This window comes from Streptomyces sp. NPDC005402 (assembly GCF_040606575.1).
GTDB lineage: Bacteria > Actinomycetota > Actinomycetes > Streptomycetales > Streptomycetaceae > Streptomyces.
In genome coordinates, this window is record NZ_JBEXFB010000016.1 from 137456 (window position 1) to 153128 (window position 15673).

Consider the following 15673-nt stretch of genomic DNA (forward strand, 5'->3'; position numbering starts at 1 on the left):
GACTCGCGGACCCTCAGGTCTGCTCTCGCAGCCTCCGCCACACGGCCTTCGCGGCGTTGTGTCCCGACATGCCGTGCACGCCCGGTCCCGGTGGGGTCGCCGACGAGCAGATGAAGACGGCCGGGTGCGGGGTGCCGTACGGGGACAGGGAGAGCTTGGGGCGCAGCATGATCTGGAGTCCGCTGACCGCGCCGGAGGCGATGTCACCGCCGACGTAGTTGGCGTTGCGGGCGGCCAGTTCGGGTGGGCCCGCGGTGGCACGGGCCAGGACGCGGTCGCGGAAGCCCGGGGCGAAACGCTCCAGTTGGCGCTCGATGGCGTCGGTGAGGTCGCCCGTCCAGCCGCTGGGGACATGGCCGTAGGCCCAGAAGACGTGCTTTCCGGCGGGGGCCCGGCCCGGGTCGACGACACTCGGCTGCACAGTGATCATGAACGGCCTGTCGGGTGCGCGGCCCTCCCGGGACGCGGCGCGCAGGGCGGTGCCGATCTCCGCGGTGTCGGCGCCGATCTGCACGGTGCCCGCGTCGCGCGCCTCCCTCGCGGTCCACGGCACCGGGCCGTCGAGGGCGTAGTCGACCTTGAAGACCCCCGGGCCGTAGCGGTAGCCCTCGTAGTAGTTGCCGAAGCCGGCGATACGGGCCAGGGCGGTGGGCGACGTGTCGAAGACGTACGCGCGGGCGGGCGGCAGGTCGTCGAGCCGCTTCACCTCGTAGTCGGTGTGGACGGTGCCGCCGAGGTCCTTGAGGTAGGCGGCGAGCGCGTCGGAGATGGACTGGGAGCCGCCGCGCGCCACGGGCCAGCCGCGCGCATGTGCCGCGAGGGCGAAGACCAGGCCGATGGCGCCGGTGGCGAAACCGCCGAGCGGGGCCATGACGTGCGCCACGAGTCCCGCGAACAGGGTCTTCGCGCGCTCGTCGCGGAAGCGGCGCATCAGCCAGGTCGACGGGGGCAGGCCGACGAGACCGAAGCGGGCCAGGGTGACCGGGTCGCGGGGCAGCGCGGTCGCCGGCAGGGACATGAAGTCGCGGGCCAGGGTGTCCCACTTGGGCAGGAACGGTTCGACGAGCCTCCGGTACGTCCCCGCGTCACGCGGCCCGAACGAGGCGGCCGTCTCGGCGACCGACCGCGACAGCACGGCGGCGGTGCCGTCGGTGAAGGGGTGCGCCATGGGCAGTTCGGCGTGCAACCACTCCAGGCCGTATCGCTCCAGGGGCAGGGCGCGGAACGCCGGGGAGTTGATGCCGAGGGGGTGGGCCGCGGAGCACGGGTCGTGCAGGAAGCCGGGGAGGGTCAGCTCCTCGGTGCGGGCTCCCCCGCCCACGGTGCCGCGCGCCTCGAAGACGGCCACGGAGAAGCCGCGGCGAGCCAGCTCCACGGCAGCCGTCAGTCCGTTCGGCCCCGCACCCACCACGACCGCATCGAGCATCGACGGCACCTTCGGACCCCTTCGTCAGCCGATGGCCAGAGGATCAGGATATGCCGGGGGACCGACAGTCTCGGGGCGCGGGGGTAAGTCGGGGGAGGCGGGGGGGCGGGGAGGGGGGTCGGGGACGCGGGCGGGGGGAGCGGCTTTGGGGGGTGGGCAGGGGCGGGGGCGGTCTTGGGGCGGCGGGCAGGAGGGGCGGCGAGGAGCGGAGTCGGTCCGGGCCGGTGCGGAGCCGGTCGGGGGCTGGTCGGGCGCCGGTCCGGTCAGTGAGGCCAGGGGGGTTGGTACGGGGGCGGCTCCTGGATCTGCGAGTCCCAGGGCGGGGCTGGCGCACGAGTACCAGGAGGCCGGGGCTCGTGCGCGCGTGGCCCTGGGGCTGCCGCACAAGACCTAGGAGGGCGGTTCTGGCGCGCGAGGACCAGAAAGCCGAGTCTGGCGCACGCGAGGCCCGGGGGCGGTTCTGGCGCGCGCGGCCCGGTGGAGCTGACGCGCGAGGCCCAGGAGGCCGGCGCTGGCGCGCGCGAGGCCCGGAGGCCGGGGCTAACGCAGAGGCCAGAAGGCCGAGGCTGACGCATGAGGCCAGAAGGCCGGGTCCAGCACACCAGGCCAAGATGTCGGGCGTGGCGGCCTGAGCCGAGGAGAGGCTCACGCGGCCCCCGGTCGTGATCCTGGCCCCGGCCCGCCGGCTCCGGCTGCGCCTCCGCGCCTGCTCCGGCGCCGGCCTCTGACCCGGCCGCGTCCGCGACTCCGAGCCTGCCCCGCCCCGCGCCCCGGCTCAGACCCCGGCCCCGGACCCGCTCCCGGCTCACGGCTCCCGGCTCCCGGCTCCCGGCTCCCGGCTCCCGGCCACGGTTCCGTCGGCCCACGCCAGGACTGCGGTCTCCGGACCCGTCTCCGGCCCAGCCGTCGCGTCAGCCCTCGCCCGCCAGCAGGATTCTCACCCTCGCGGCCGTCGCCGCATCGCGGGCCGCTGCGAAGGGAAGGGTGTTGCCGCCCTTGATGCTGAACGGATCGCCCGCGAGGGTTAGATGGGCGCCGCCCGCCTCCTCGACCAGCAGCAGTCCCGCCGCGTGGTCCCAGGCCGCCTCCCACGAGAACGCCACGGCGTCCAACTCACCCCGGGCGACGGCGAGATACTCCAGTCCGGCCGATCCGCACGGGCGCGGTGCGACACCGTCCGTCCACAGTCCCAGCAGGCCGCGCTTCTGGTCCTCCGTCGTGTAGTCCGGGTGGGAGGTGGCCACTTGGAGGTCGCGCCCCTGGTCGGGGGCGCCCGCGTGCAGCCGCTCGCCGTCGAGGAACGCGCCCCGGCCGCGTATCGCCGTGGCCAGTTGGTCCCCGACCGGCGCATAGGTCCAGGAGGCGAGCAGGACGCCGCTCCTCGCGAGCGCCACCAGCGTGCAGAAGCCGGGGTCGCCGTGCACGAACTGCCGGGTGCCGTCGACGGGGTCGACTATCCAGACCGGGGTGTCGCCCTGCAGCGCCTCGTACGAAGCCGGGTTGGCGTGGACCGCCTCCTCACCGACCACGACGGAGCCGGGCAGGAGCGCGCCGAGCACCTCGGTGAGGTACTGCTCGGCCAGCCGGTCGGCGTCCGTGACCAGGTCGTGCGGGCCGGCCTTCTGGTCGACCTCGTGCGCGGCGAGCCGCCGGAAGCGCGGCATGATTTCGGCCGCGGCGGCCTTGCGCACCGCCTCTTCCACGTCGCCCGCGTGCCGGTCGAGAAACTCGTCGATGGTTTCCGTCTCTTCGATCATGACTCCATGAGAGCACGCGGGACTGACAATCCCCACCCGCCTGATGGAGGGCGAGTGGAATCGCCGTGAACACCGGGATCCCGAGGCGACGGACACTCAATTCGCCACAAATTACGTGATCCGGACCAACGCCCCCGCCCGGTCAAAGCCCCCGCCGAGCCTTCAGCGAGCCCGCGCCGAGCCCGCGCCGAGCCCTCGGCAAGCCACGGCAAGCCCCGCCGAGGCCCGTCACTCACCTCCCCACCGCATACCCCTGCATCCCCCGAGGATTGGCCCCCGCCGACAGCACCCCCGTCTCCGGATCCCGCCCCACCGCGCACAACCGTCCCTCCGACCACGGCTCCCCCACCGTCACGTCGTGCCCCCGCCGCCGTAGTTCCTCGACCACACCGGGATCCATCCGGGCCTCCACGGTGACGCTCCCCGGACGCATGCCGCGCGGGTAGAAGGAGCCCGGGAAACTGTCGTTGTGCCAGTTCGGGGCGTCGATCGCGCCCTGGAGGTCGAGGCCGCCGCGGACCGGCGGGCGCAGGGCGACGGCGAGGAAGAAGTGGAGCTGCCACTGGTCCTGCTGGTCCCCGCCGGGCGTGCCGAAGGCCAGGACGGGCACCCCGGCGCGCAGGGCGATGGAGGGCGTGAGGGTGGTGCGGGGGCGACGGCCGGGTGTGAGGGAGTTCGGCAGGCCCTCCTCCAGCCAGGTCATCTGGAGCCGGGTACCGAGCGGGAAACCCAGTTCGGGCACGACCGGGTTGGACTGGAGCCACCCGCCGCTGGGCGTGGCGGCGACCATGTTGCCCCAGCGGTCGACGACGGCGAGGTGGCAGGTGTCTCCCCGGGTGGTGCCGTCGGGACCGATCTCGGGCTCACCCGGCACGGGCGACGCGGGGTTCTTCGCGACCGTCGGCTCCCCGACCCCCATCGGACTGAACCCGGGCTCGTCGGTGACGACCACACGCGCGTGTGCGCTGAGCCGCGGGGCGCGCCCACCGGGGCTGCCCGGCCGCAGCTCGTACGAGGCCTTGTCGCCGACGAGTTCACGCCGGGCCGCGTTGTACTCCGCCGACAGCAGTTCACCGAGCGGCACCTCGGCGGCGTCCCCGTACCAGGCCTCCCGGTCGGCCATGGCCAGCTTGCAGCCCTCGACCAGCAGATGGACGTACTCGGCGGACCCGTACCGCGGAAGTTCGGGCGGCAGCAGCGCGAGTTGCTGGAGAAGGACCGGGCCCTGGCTCCAGGGGCCGGCCTTGCACAGGGTCCAGCCTTTCCAGTCGTACGTCGCCGGCGCCTCGTAGGTGGCGGACCACCCGGCGAGATCGGCGGCCGTGAGCGTGCCGGTGTGCCGCCTGCCGCTGGTGTCCATGGTGGGGCGCCGCGCCTGCCGTACGAGCGCCTCGGCGATGAATCCGGTACGCCACACCTCGCGCGCCGCCTCGATCTGCGCGACCCGGTCGCCCGCCCCGGCCACTTCGGCGATCAGCCGCTTCCAGGTGGCGGCGAGGGCGGGGTTGCGAAACAGCGAACCGGGCCGAGGAGCCTCGCCCTCCGGCAGGTACACCTCCGCCGACGAGGTCCACTCCGTCTCGAACAGCTCCCGCACGCTCTCGACGGTCGCGCCGACGTTCTCCACGGGCGCGTGCCCGTCCTCGGCGTACCCGACGGCGTACCCGAGGACGTCGGCGAGGGGCTTGGTGCCGTGGTCACGCAGGAGCAGCATCCAGGCGTCGAAGGCGCCGGGGACCGCGGCGGCGAGGGGTCCGGTGCCGGGGACGAGATCCAGGCCCAGCCGCTTGTAGTGGGCCACGGTCGCCCCGGCCGGTGCGACGCCCTGTCCGCACAGCACCCGAACCTCCCCGCCGGCGGGCGCCAGCAGGATCGGCACCTCTCCTGCCGGCCCGTTGAGGTGCGGCTCGACGACGTGCAGCACGAAGGCGCCGGCCACCGCGGCGTCGTACGCGTTGCCGCCGTCCTCCAGTACCGCCATCGCCGTCTGCGAGGCCAGCCAGTGGGTGGAGGACACCATACCGAAGGTGCCCTGGAGGGTCGGCCGGGTGGTGAACGACATCTCTCACCTCGCTGGGTCGGGCGCGCCTCGGCCGGTCCGAAGCGGTCGCGTCCACGGATCCTTTCATTCCACACCGACCGGCCGGCCAGGGGACCGCACGAAGATTTTGCGATCACACGAGAACTCCATGAACCGCGTCCCACCTGCACGAAGTCCCCTTTGCCCGACTGTGCGGACCGTCGGTAACGCCGAGTTCACCCACCTTCCCTTCCTCCGCGTTCTACGCGCGTGGTGCCATGCGGATGCCCGCGCCCCCCACGCGGGCGCCAACTCGACCAGGAGTCACGCATGTTGTGGAAGGTCCTCACCCGTACCGGTGTCGCTCTCGCCGCCGGTGCCACCGTGTTCGCCGCCTCCGTCCCCGCCAGCGCTGCGAGCTACACCGCCTTCGCCTTCTCGCGAAGCAGCGGCCAGCCCACGATCTACGACTTCATCAACTCGGCGACGACGTCCCTCGACATGACCATGTACGAACTGGAGGACACCACGGCCGTCAACGACCTGATAGCCCTCAAGAACAAGGGCGTCACCGTGCGGGTCGTCCTCGACCGTGCGCACCAGAGTGCCAACAGCCCGGCGTACACGGCGCTGACCAACGCGGGCGTCGGCGTGGTGTGGTCGCCGTCGAGCTTCGTCTACACCCACCAGAAGACGATCACCGTGGACGGCGCCAAGTCGCTGGTCCTGACCGGCAATCTCACCTCGCAGTACTACGCGACCGGCCGTGACTACGGCGTGTTCACCGACGACACCCGCGATGTCGCCGCGATCGAGAAGGTCTTCGCCGCGGACTACGCCGGCACCGCGGTCACCCCCACGGACGGCGACCACCTGCTCTGGTCCCCCACCGACTCGCGCAACCGTCTGCTGTCCGTGGTCAACGCCGCCACGAAGACGCTCGACATCGAGGAACTGGAGTTCAGCGACAGCACGGTGGTGGACGCCATCGCGGCGCGCGCGAAGGCGGGGGTGAAGGTACGGGTGGTGCTGGAGACCCCGGGCGACTACGCGAGCGAGGTCTCCGAGATCGAGGCGGCGGGCGGGGCCGTCGTCGGGTACTCCGACCCGGACGGTTTCTACATCCACGCCAAGGCCATGGTCGCCGACTACGGCCTCGCCACCCAGGAGGTGGAGGCGGGCTCCATGAACCTCAGCGGCAACTCGCTGTCCAGCAACCGCGAGTTGGGCATCGTCCTCACCGGCACCGGGGTGGCGCAGTCCGTGGCCGGTACCGTCGAGACCACCTTCGACAGCGACTACACGGGCGGTACGGCCGCGTAGCCGCCCGCCGGGCAGACGGCCGCCCTGTCACGCCGACGGCCGTCTGCCCACCGTGAGCAGATGCCCGCTCGCCCCCAGCAGCGTCGGCTCCGACTCGATGTGCCGGCACGCGGCCAGCACGGTCGCGCGCCGGTCCGGGTCGTCCAGCCACTCCTCGACGCCGCCCATCAGCCAGGCCACGCCCTCGATGCCGTACCTGCCCTCCACGGCCAGTCCCGCGTCGGTGAACTCCGCGGTCACCTCGTCCGGCGCGGCGAAGTGGGCGACGGTGAAGAAGCCCTCGTCGTGGTGGGGGTGCCGGCCGCCGTCCACGAGGACGGCGTCGGTGCGTTCGCGGTGCTCCGGGGTGAAGTAGCGCTCCTCGCGCAGCAGGTCGTGCCGTTGCGCGTACCGGTTGATGGTGGCCGCGACCACGAGGCCGCCCGGCCTGAGGACTCGCCGTACCTCGGCCAACGCCCTGAGCCGATCGGCCCGTTCGGGCAGGTGGTAGAGCGGGCCGAGCAGGAGCACCACGTCGTACGAGGCGTCGGGGGCGGCCAGTTCGCGCGCGTCCCCGAGGCGGGCGGTCACCCCCGGAAGCCGCGAGGCCTGTTCGACGTGGAGCGGTACGGGGTCGACGAGTTCGACCGCGTGTCCGTCCTGCACGAGCCACTGCGCGTGCACCCCGCTGCCGCCACCGACATCGAGTACGCGCGCGGGTGCGGCGGGCAGCAGCCTGCGCAGTACGTCCTGGGTGCGCCAGAACTCCAGCCGCCCGGCGGGCGCTCCGCCCTCTTTGAGCCGGGCGTCCTCCTTGCCCCGGGCGTAGTAGGCGAGGATCTCCTCGTGCATCCGCGGTGGTGTCTCGGTCATCGCCTCAGAGTGCTGATCCAGGGCCTGCGCCGGCAACGGAATTTCAGCGGCCGCGTGCCGTCACCAGCCCCGACTCGTAGGCGAACACGACCAGTTGGGCCCGGTCCCGGGCGCCCAGCTTCGTCATCGCGCGGCTGATGTGCGTCTTGGCGGTGAGGGGGCTGATCACCATGTGCTCGGCGATCTCCTCGTTGGTCAGCCCGCGGGCGGCGAGGGCCGTGACCTCGCGTTCGCGGCGGGTGAGGCACTCCAGGCCGGGGGCGGTGGACCGGTCCGGGGGACGGGAGACGAACTCGCCGATCAGGGTGCGGGTGACCGCGGGGGACAGCAACGCCTCACCCCGGGCCACCACCTCGATGGCCTGGAGGAGGTCGGCCGGCTCGGTGTCCTTCAGCAGGAAACCGCTCGCGCCCGCCCGCAGCGCCTCGAAGACGTACTCGTCGACGCCGTAGTTGGTGAGGATCACCACGCGGACTCCCGCCAGCTCCGGATCCGCGGCGATCCGCCGGGTCGCCTCGATGCCCGTCATCACCGGCATCTGTACGTCGATCAGCGCGATGTCGGGCACCTGCGCGCGCACCAGCTCCACACCCCGCTCCCCGTCCGCCGCCTCCCCGACCACCTCGATGCCGTCCTCGGCGTCGAGCAGGGCCCGGAACCCGGCCCGCATCAACGCCTGATCGTCCACGAGCGCCACCCTGATCACGCCCACACCTCCACACGCCCGACGAAGCCGTCCCCCGCGCCGGTCACCCCGGCTTCCCCGAGACCGGCACAGGGCCCACCGGGAAGCGGTCCGTCACCCCGGCGCGCCCGATCCCGCTCCCGCCGGGAACCCGTCCCACACCCGGGCAACCAAAACCACCCCACACCGGCGAACGCCGTACGCTCTCGCAGCCCCTCCCCGCCGCACCACACCCGAGAGCCGCCCCTTACTCCCCCGACCGACCCCCCGCACACCGAGCAGGCCCGCGCCCCCGTCACACCGACTCCCCCGCCCGCAACGGCAGTTCCGCCCGTACCGAGAAGCCGCCCTCCTCCCGCGGCCCGGTGCGGAGGGTTCCGCCCAGCGCCGTGACGCGTTCGCGCATGCCGGTGAGGCCGTGGCCGGGTCGCGGTGGGCGGTCCGGACGCGCGGCTCCGTCGTCGTCGACGCGTATCGCCAAGTCATCCTTGTTGTAGGCCAGTTCGACCCGTACCTTCGCCGGTCCCGCGTGCCGGGCCGCGTTCGTCAGGGACTCCTGCACGATCCGGTACACAGCCCGGTCGAGGGGGGCGGGCAGGGCGCACTCCTCGCCCGTCACGCTCAGTTCGACGGCGAGGCCCGCCGCCCGCGCCCGCTCCACGAGCAGCGCCGGGGTGCCGGTCGGCTCGTCGGTGCGCAGGATCTCCAGCGTGGCGCGCAGCTCACGCATGGCCTCGCCGCCCGCCTCCTGGATGGCGAGCAGCGCGGGCGGCACCTCCTCACCCCGCTTGCGCGCGAGGTGCACGGCCACGCCCGCCTGGAGCTTGACGATGGAGATGCTGTGGGTGAGGGAGTCGTGCAACTCCCGGGCGATCCGCAGCCGTTCCTCCCCCGCGCGGCGCAGGGCGGCCTCCTCCCGGGTCCGCTCGGCCTCCAGCGCGCGCTGTTCGGTCTGGCGCAGATACGCCTGCCAGTTGCGGCCGGCGAGGCCCGTCACCACCGCGCACACGAACCAGCCCGCGAGCAGCCCCGTCTTCTCGACCGCCTCCTGGACCGTCGGGCCGGTGATCGCGTACGCCGCGAGGAAGACCCCGCTCGCCCCGGCTGCCCAGCCCCGCTGCCCCAGTTGCGACGCCAGGTGCACAGCGGCGAAGACGGACAGGGCGCCGAGAGGGCCCGGGTTCGCGTGCAGGACGTAGGCGGCCCCGCTCGCCGTGGCCACGGCCAGCACCACCAGCGGAACCGCGCGATAGAACGCGAGAGCGCCCGCACTCACCACCAGGAGCCCGTAGTCGAGGGCGGTCGTGTCCGCGTCGAGAGCCGCCACGGTCACGACGAGGGCGCCGACCACGACCACGAGGGCCAGATCGGCGAGCCGCTGGGAGATGGCCGCATCGACCGGGTGCCCGCTCATGCCCACACGCTAGACCGCCGCACCGACACCGGCGTCAGCCCTGTGGACAACTCCTCCGCTACTCCCCCCGTAGTAGTCCCCGACCCGCCCCGCGCTCACGGGCGCAGCGCCAACTCCCTTCGGCCGTACGACGACCGCGCCCGAGGTCGTGGCGCACGCTGCTGTGCATGTCCACACCCTTCCGCTACACCCGGCCCCTGCCGCCCAAGGCCGCCACCGGCCGTGTCGCCGAGGTCTACGAGCAGTTGTCCCGCGACTTCGGCATCGACGAACCCGTCACCTTCGTGGTCCTCTCCTCCGCGCCGGAGCTCCTCGCCCCCGCGTGGGCGCTGATGCGCGAGTCCCTGATCGCCGGCCCCGGCAGCCGCACCGGCAAGGAGCTGGCGGCGCTCGGGGTCTCACTGGCCAACCGGTGTCCGTTCTGCGTGGACGCGCACACCATGCTGCTGCACGCCACCGGCGACCACGCACTCGCCGAACACCTCGCCCGAGGGGAGCGGCCGCAGAACGAGGAGCACGCGCGCGTGCTGGAGTGGGGCAGGCACACGCGCGTGCCGGGCGGCCTCGGCGCGGCGCCGTATCCCTTCCCGCACGAGCACGCTCCGGGTTACCTCGGCACCGCGTTCGCCTTCCACTTCATCAACCGGATCGCGTCCGCCCTGCTCACCGAGAACCTGCTGCCGGGCAACGTCCAGCGCTTCCGGGCCGTTCGCAGCCTCGCGGGCCGTACGCTCGCCCGGACCGTGCGCCGACCCGCCCGGCCCGGCGCGTCCCTCGCGCTGCTCGACCTGCCCGACCCCGGCGAGGCCCCCGCGTGGGCGGGCGGTACGCCCGTCGGGCTCGCGTACGCGGCGCTGCTCCGGGCGGCCATGGCGGGCGCCGGCCTGCTCGGCACCGACGACCAGGACCTCGTGGAGGAGACACTGCTCGACTGGGACGGGTCGCACCCGCCGCTCGACCTGAGCGGTTTTCCGGACCGGCGGGACCGTCCCGGTGCGCGTCTGGTGCTGCTGGCCGCGCTCGCGCCGTACCGGATCACCGACGAGGACGTGGCGGCCTGGCGGCGGCCGGAGCACACCGACCACTGTCTGGTGCACCTCGTGGCCTACGGGGCGTTCCTGGCCGTGGACCGTATCGAATCGGCCCTCCACCGGCCCATCGCCCGGACATAAACGGACACATGACGCATCGACGGCGGGGCTCGGTGACGGTACAGGTACGGAGCGAGTTCGCACTTCCGCCCCACAGGGAGACATGTGAAACTGGCGTCCGTCCGCAGTGCGGACCCCTCCGCACCCCGTCCCCCACGAAAAGTGCGCCGTGCGAACTCTTTCCCTGCCGCTCGCGCTCACCGCGCGCATCTCGCCCGTCGTCGTGCTCGCCGCGGCGGGCTGGGCGCTGACGTCGGGGCCTGCCACGACGCCGGCCGCCGAGAAGGAGTCGGCGCCGCGGTCCGCCGCCGGCGAGACCCCTTCGGGCGCGTCCACGGCTGCCGCCTCGAAGCAGTACGCCGCCGCGCCCGCGCCCTGCGGCAGCATCACCGCGGCGACGATCAAGTCGCTGGTCCCGGGCGCCAAGACGGCCGGCAAGGAGATCCCCTCGACGGACACGGCACTGCGCCGCACGTGCTCCTGGAACGCGCTCAAGGGGTACGACTACCGCTGGCTCGACGTGTCCTTCGAGATCACGGAGTCCGACGCGGCGGCCGCCAAGTCGTACAAGGAGAACATCGCCGAGAAGAGCGGCGGCGGGACCGTGCCCGGGGTCGGCGACGCGGGCTACTCGGTGGTGAACCTCACCACCGAGAACAAGCAGCAGACCCGTGAGGGCGTGGTCATGATCCAGGCGTCCAACGCGCTGGTGACCGTGACGTACAACGGCAGCGACTTCGAGTCGAAGAAGGCGCCCAGCACCGACGAGATCAACAAGGGTGCCATCAAGGCCGCCAAGGAGGCGGTCGCGGCGCTGGAGAGCGGCCAGAAGGCCTGATCCGGCAGATCGGGGGCCGAGCCCGACCGCCCTCCGCGCGCGTGGTGACCCGTCAGGCCGCGATGCCCTCCTGTTCCCTGCCCTTGGGCAGCATCAGCGCGATGTACAGCAGCAGGGACGCGCCGAGGCCCACCGCCCAGCCGTAGTCGGCCAGCGGCTTGAGGAACGGGATCAGACCGTCGGCCGGGAACGGCCCGGTCTTCTTGCCGTCCGCGCCCACCGCCGAGTACGAGCCGCCGACCGCGAGCAGACCGCCGACCACGAAGGAGACGATCGCCCGCCAGTTCCAGCCGTTGGTGTACCAGTACCGGCCGCCGGGTGTGTAGAGGTCCACGAGGTGCAGGACCGTACGCCGGACGATCCAGTAGTCGGCGATGAGGATGCCCGCGACCGTGCCGAGCAGACCCCCGACCACCCCGAGCCAGGTGAAGATGTAGAACTCCGGCGTGGAGATCAGCTTCCACGGGAAGATCAGGATGCCGACGACACCCGTGATCAACGCGCCCGTACGGAAGTTGATGAACTTCGGAGCCAGATTGGACAGGTCGTACGCCGGTGAGACCACGTTCGCCGCGATGTTCACGGAGATGGTGGCGACCAGCACGATGACGAGCGCGAAGAGCAGCCCGAAGGCGTTGTCCGTCTTGGCGGCCAGCGCGACCGGATCCCAGATGGCCTCGCCGTAGACGGCCTCGGAGCCGGAGGTGACCAGTACGGCGAGGACCGCGAAGAGGGTCATCGTCGTGGGAAGCCCCAGGGCCTGCCCCCAGGTCTGCGCCTTCTGACTGGCACCGAAGCGGGTGAAGTCAGGGATGTTCAGCGACAGCGTGGCCCAGAAACCGATCATGCCCATGAGCGACGGGAAGAAGACCGGCCAGAAGTCGGCGCCCCAGCCGAGCTTGGACGGCTGGTCGAGCAGCGCGCCGAAGCCGTCCGCCTTGACCGCGATCCAGATCAGCAGCACGAGCGCGCCGGCGATCACGAAGGGCGCGGCCCAGTTCTCGAAGTGGCGCAGGAAGTCCATGCCCCGGTAGATGATCGCGATCTGGAGCGCCCAGAACAGCAGGAAGCAGAGCCACAGAGGCCATGGATTACCGGCGATCTGGCCCGCGTCCTCCCAGTGGCCGCCGGTGAGCTTGGAGCCCAGCGCGAAGATGCCGCTGCCGCCGATCCAGGTCTGGATGCCGAACCAGCCGCACGCCACGGCCGCCCGGATCAGCGCCGGGATGTTGGCGCCGCGCAGCCCGAAGGAGGCGCGGGCGAGGACCGGGAAGGGGATGCCGTACTTGGGTCCGGCGTGCCCGGTGGCCAGCATCGGCAGCAGCACGATGATGTTGGCCAGGGCGATGGTGAAGACGGCCTGCTTCCAGTCCATGCCGAGCGCGACCAGGCCGGAGGCCAGGGTCCAGCTGGGGATGCAGTGCGCCATGGAGATCCACAGGGCCGCGAAGTTGTACGTCGTCCACTTGCGCTCGGAGACCGGTACGGGACGCAGGTCCTCGTTGGCGAAGGGGCTGTCGGCGGGGAACGCCTCGGGGGCGAGCTCGACGCGGCCGCCGGCGGACTGCGGTATCGGCGACCCCGTGGGGACTGTTTCGGTCATGGGCAGGCCAATCGATCAGGACGGAACGGGATAGGCCGTGCGGGGGCCTCGGGCGGGACCGGGACGGGCGGGGAGGCCTTTCCCGGCCCCGCCACCCCTCCCCGGGACGGCGGGAAGGGGGGACAAGGAGTGGGGGTCGGTCGTGCGGTGTGCGATCCGGGTCAGGAGTTGAGGGCGGGGATGACCTGGGAACCGTAGGCGTCGATGGTCGCTTCCTGCGCGTCGTGCATGTCGTAGACGGCGAACTGGTCGACCCCCAGCTCGCGCAGCGCGTTCAGCTTCTCGATGTGCTTCTCGACCGGTCCGATGACGCAGAACCGGTCGACGATCTCGTCGGGCACGAAGGCGGTGTCCGGGTTGTCGGCGCGCCCGTGGTGCGAGTAGTCGTACCCTTCGCGCGCCTTGATGTAGTCCGTGAGCTCGTCGGGGACGGCGGCCGAGTGCTCACCGTACTTCGACACCAGGTCGGCGACATGGTTGCCGACCATCCCGCCGAACCAGCGGCACTGCTCGCGCGCGTGGGCGAGCGCCTCGGGCGAGTCGTCCTCGGTGACGTAGGCGGGGGCGGCGACGCAGATCTTGACCTCTGAGGGATCCCTGCCCGCGGCGACAGCGGCGTCCTTGACCGCCTTCACCATGTACTCGGTGAGATACAGGTCGGCCAGCTGGAGGATGAACCCGTCGGCCTCCTCACCGGTCATCTTCAGGGCCTTCGGGCCGTAGGCCGCCATCCATACGGGGAGTTCGGCGCCCTCCTTGATCCACGGGAACCTGATCACCGTGCCGCCGAGGTCGGCCTCCTGACCCGAGCCGAGCGCCCTGATGACCTTCATGGCCTCGCTGATACGGGCCAGGGTGTTGGGCGTACGGCCCGCGACCCGCATCGCGGAGTCGCCGCGGCCGATGCCGCACACCGTGCGGTTGCCGAACATGTCGTTGAGGGTGGCGAAGGTGGACGCGGTCACCTCCCAGGTGCGGGTGCCCGGGTTGGTGACCATCGGGCCGACCTTCAACTTCGAGGTGTTCGACAGGATTTGACTGTAGATCACGAACGGCTCCTGCCAGAGCACGGCGGAGTCGAAGGTCCAGCCGTAGGTGAAGCCGTTGCGTTCGGCCCGCTTCATCAGGCTGATGACCTTCGAGGCGGGCGGATCCGTCTGCAGGACGAGTCCGAAGTCCATGGGCGCCACTCCTAGTTGAGGTACTGACAGGTGGAGCGGGGGGTGTAGGCGCCGTGCCCGGCGTGCCCGGTGTACTCCCGCTCGGTGATGACGAGTTCGCCGCGCGAGAGGACCGTCTCGACCCGGCCGGTGAGGCGCTTGCCCTCGTAGGCCGAGTAGTCGACGTTCATGTGGTGGGTCTCGGCGGAGACGATCTGCACGGCGTGCGGGTCATAGATGACGACGTCGGCGTCGGCGCCCGGGGCGATGGTGCCCTTCTTCGGGTACATGCCGAACATCCGGGCCGGGGTGGCGCAGGCGATCTCGATCCAGCGGCGGCGCGAGATGTGTCCGTCGACGACGCCCTGGTGGAGCAGGTCCATGCGGTTCTCGACGCCGGGGAGGCCGTTGGGGATCTTCGAGAAGTCGCCGCGGCCGAGTTCCTTCTGGCCCACGAAGCAGAAGGGGCAGTGGTCGGTGGAGACGACCTGGAGGTCGTTGGTCCGCAGGCCCTGCCACAGCTTGGCCTGGTGTTCCTTCGGGCGCAGCGGGGTGCTGCACACGTACTTGGAGCCCTCGAAGTCGGGCTCCGCGAGGTTGTCCGTGGAGAGGAACAGGTACTGCGGGCAGGTCTCGCCGAAGACGTTGAGCCCCTCGTCGCGTGCCCGTGCCAGCTCGGCCACTGCCTCCATGGCCGAGACGTGCACGACGTAGAGGGGCGCGCCGGCGACCTGGGCGAGCTTGATGGCACGGTGGGTGGCCTCGGCCTCCAGGAGCGCCTTGCGGACCTCCCCGTGGTAGCGGGGGTCCGTCTCCCCGCGCGCCAGCGCCTGCTCCACCAGGACGTCGATCGCGATGCCGTTCTCCGCGTGCATCATGATCAGGCCGCCGTTCTCGGCGGAGCGCTGCATGGCGCGCAGGATCTGGCCGTCGTCGGAGTAGAAGACGCCGGGGTAGGCCATGAACTGCTTGAAGGAGGTCACCCCCTCCTCCACCAGCAGGTCCATCTCCTTGAGCGTCTCCTGGTTCACATCGGAGACGATCATGTGGAAGCCGTAGTCGATGGCGCAGTTGCCCTCGGCCTTGGCGTGCCAGGCGTCCAGGCCCTCGCGCAGGGAGTGGCCGACGCTCTGCACCGCGAAGTCGACGATCGTCGTCGTTCCGCCCCAGGCGGCGGCCCTGGTGCCGGTCTCGAAGGTGTCGGAGGCGAAGGTGCCGCCGAACGGCAGCTCCATGTGGGTGTGGGCGTCTACGCCACCGGGGATGACGTACTTCCCGGTGGCGTCGATCGTGCGGTCCGCGGTCCAGTTCTGCGTGCCGGGCACGGCGAGGGCGGCGATGCGGCCGTCCTCGATCAGCACGTCGGCGTGGATCTCGTCGGACGCGGTGATGACGAGGCCACCGCTGATGACGGTACGGCTGCTCATGTTCCCTCTCCTGCCAG

The 15673-nt window shown here is 71.8% G+C and carries 12 protein-coding genes; 3 read left to right on the plus strand and 9 right to left on the minus strand.

The window, feature by feature from the left end; translation table 11 throughout:
• Nucleotides 1–13: 13 nt before the first annotated feature.
• The 3 genes from ABZT02_RS28870 to ABZT02_RS28880 form a co-directional block, all read right to left on the minus strand.
• A complete protein-coding gene (locus ABZT02_RS28870; protein ID WP_356022377.1) occupies nt 14–1426 on the minus strand; it encodes an NAD(P)/FAD-dependent oxidoreductase in 1413 nt (470 codons plus the stop codon).
• 911 nt (nt 1427–2337) lie between these two features.
• Entirely contained in the window at nt 2338–3183 is an 846-nt protein-coding gene (locus ABZT02_RS28875; RefSeq protein WP_356022379.1) for an inositol monophosphatase family protein, read from the minus strand.
• Between the two features lie 232 nt (nt 3184–3415).
• Nucleotides 3416–5245, minus strand: coding sequence for a gamma-glutamyltransferase (locus ABZT02_RS28880; protein WP_356022381.1), 1830 nt, complete (start codon nt 5243–5245; stop codon nt 3416–3418).
• Nucleotides 5246–5533: 288 nt separating this feature from the next.
• On the opposite strand from ABZT02_RS28880, the gene ABZT02_RS28885 reads away from it, so the two are divergent.
• A complete protein-coding gene (locus ABZT02_RS28885) occupies nt 5534–6526 on the plus strand; it encodes a phospholipase D-like domain-containing protein (RefSeq protein ID WP_356022383.1) in 993 nt (330 codons plus the stop codon).
• A gap of 27 nt (nt 6527–6553) precedes the next feature.
• Here ABZT02_RS28885 and ABZT02_RS28890 read toward each other — a convergent pair whose 3' ends face one another.
• The 3 genes from ABZT02_RS28890 to ABZT02_RS28900 form a co-directional block, all read right to left on the minus strand.
• On the minus strand, nt 6554–7378 hold the full coding sequence (locus ABZT02_RS28890; protein ID WP_356022385.1) for a class I SAM-dependent methyltransferase: 825 nt from the start codon (nt 7376–7378) through the stop codon (nt 6554–6556).
• 43 nt (nt 7379–7421) lie between these two features.
• Nucleotides 7422–8084, minus strand: coding sequence for a response regulator transcription factor (locus tag ABZT02_RS28895; RefSeq protein WP_356022387.1), 663 nt, complete (start codon nt 8082–8084; stop codon nt 7422–7424).
• Nucleotides 8085–8358: 274 nt separating this feature from the next.
• Nucleotides 8359–9477: a sensor histidine kinase gene (locus tag ABZT02_RS28900; RefSeq protein WP_356022390.1), complete on the minus strand. Its 1119-nt coding sequence runs from the start codon at nt 9475–9477 to the stop codon at nt 8359–8361.
• A gap of 167 nt (nt 9478–9644) precedes the next feature.
• Between ABZT02_RS28900 and ABZT02_RS28905 the strand changes: the two genes are divergently transcribed.
• The gene (locus tag ABZT02_RS28905; protein WP_356022392.1) at nt 9645–10649 is read left to right on the plus strand and encodes a carboxymuconolactone decarboxylase family protein; all 1005 of its coding nucleotides are present in this window, start codon (nt 9645–9647) and stop codon (nt 10647–10649) included.
• A 148-nt stretch (nt 10650–10797) separates the two neighbouring features.
• Entirely contained in the window at nt 10798–11466 is a 669-nt protein-coding gene (locus ABZT02_RS28910) for a hypothetical protein (protein ID WP_356022394.1), read from the plus strand.
• A gap of 52 nt (nt 11467–11518) precedes the next feature.
• Here ABZT02_RS28910 and ABZT02_RS28915 read toward each other — a convergent pair whose 3' ends face one another.
• From ABZT02_RS28915 to hydA, 3 genes are all read right to left on the minus strand, one after another.
• Entirely contained in the window at nt 11519–13069 is a 1551-nt protein-coding gene (locus tag ABZT02_RS28915) for an NCS1 family nucleobase:cation symporter-1 (RefSeq protein ID WP_356022396.1), read from the minus strand.
• Nucleotides 13070–13230: 161 nt separating this feature from the next.
• Entirely contained in the window at nt 13231–14250 is a 1020-nt protein-coding gene (locus tag ABZT02_RS28920) for a TIGR03842 family LLM class F420-dependent oxidoreductase (protein ID WP_356022399.1), read from the minus strand.
• Nucleotides 14251–14261: 11 nt separating this feature from the next.
• On the minus strand, nt 14262–15656 hold the full coding sequence (gene hydA, locus ABZT02_RS28925) for a dihydropyrimidinase (protein ID WP_356022401.1): 1395 nt from the start codon (nt 15654–15656) through the stop codon (nt 14262–14264).
• Between the last annotated feature and the right edge of the window lie 17 nt (nt 15657–15673).

Excerpts from the sequence above, each read along its gene's own strand:
- ABZT02_RS28870 (WP_356022377.1), bottom strand. The coding sequence starts at position 1,426 with ATGCTCGATGCGGTCGTGGTGGGTGCGGGGCCGAACGGACTGACGGCT.
- ABZT02_RS28875 (WP_356022379.1), bottom strand. The coding sequence starts at position 3,183 with ATGATCGAAGAGACGGAAACCATCGACGAGTTTCTCGACCGGCACGCG.
- ABZT02_RS28880 (WP_356022381.1), bottom strand. The coding sequence starts at position 5,245 with ATGTCGTTCACCACCCGGCCGACCCTCCAGGGCACCTTCGGTATGGTG.
- ABZT02_RS28885 (WP_356022383.1), top strand. The coding sequence starts at position 5,534 with ATGTTGTGGAAGGTCCTCACCCGTACCGGTGTCGCTCTCGCCGCCGGT.
- ABZT02_RS28890 (WP_356022385.1), bottom strand. The coding sequence starts at position 7,378 with ATGACCGAGACACCACCGCGGATGCACGAGGAGATCCTCGCCTACTAC.
- ABZT02_RS28900 (WP_356022390.1), bottom strand. The coding sequence starts at position 9,477 with ATGAGCGGGCACCCGGTCGATGCGGCCATCTCCCAGCGGCTCGCCGAT.
- ABZT02_RS28905 (WP_356022392.1), top strand. The coding sequence starts at position 9,645 with ATGTCCACACCCTTCCGCTACACCCGGCCCCTGCCGCCCAAGGCCGCC.
- ABZT02_RS28915 (WP_356022396.1), bottom strand. The coding sequence starts at position 13,069 with ATGACCGAAACAGTCCCCACGGGGTCGCCGATACCGCAGTCCGCCGGC.
- ABZT02_RS28920 (WP_356022399.1), bottom strand. The coding sequence starts at position 14,250 with ATGGACTTCGGACTCGTCCTGCAGACGGATCCGCCCGCCTCGAAGGTC.
- hydA (WP_356022401.1), bottom strand. The coding sequence starts at position 15,656 with ATGAGCAGCCGTACCGTCATCAGCGGTGGCCTCGTCATCACCGCGTCC.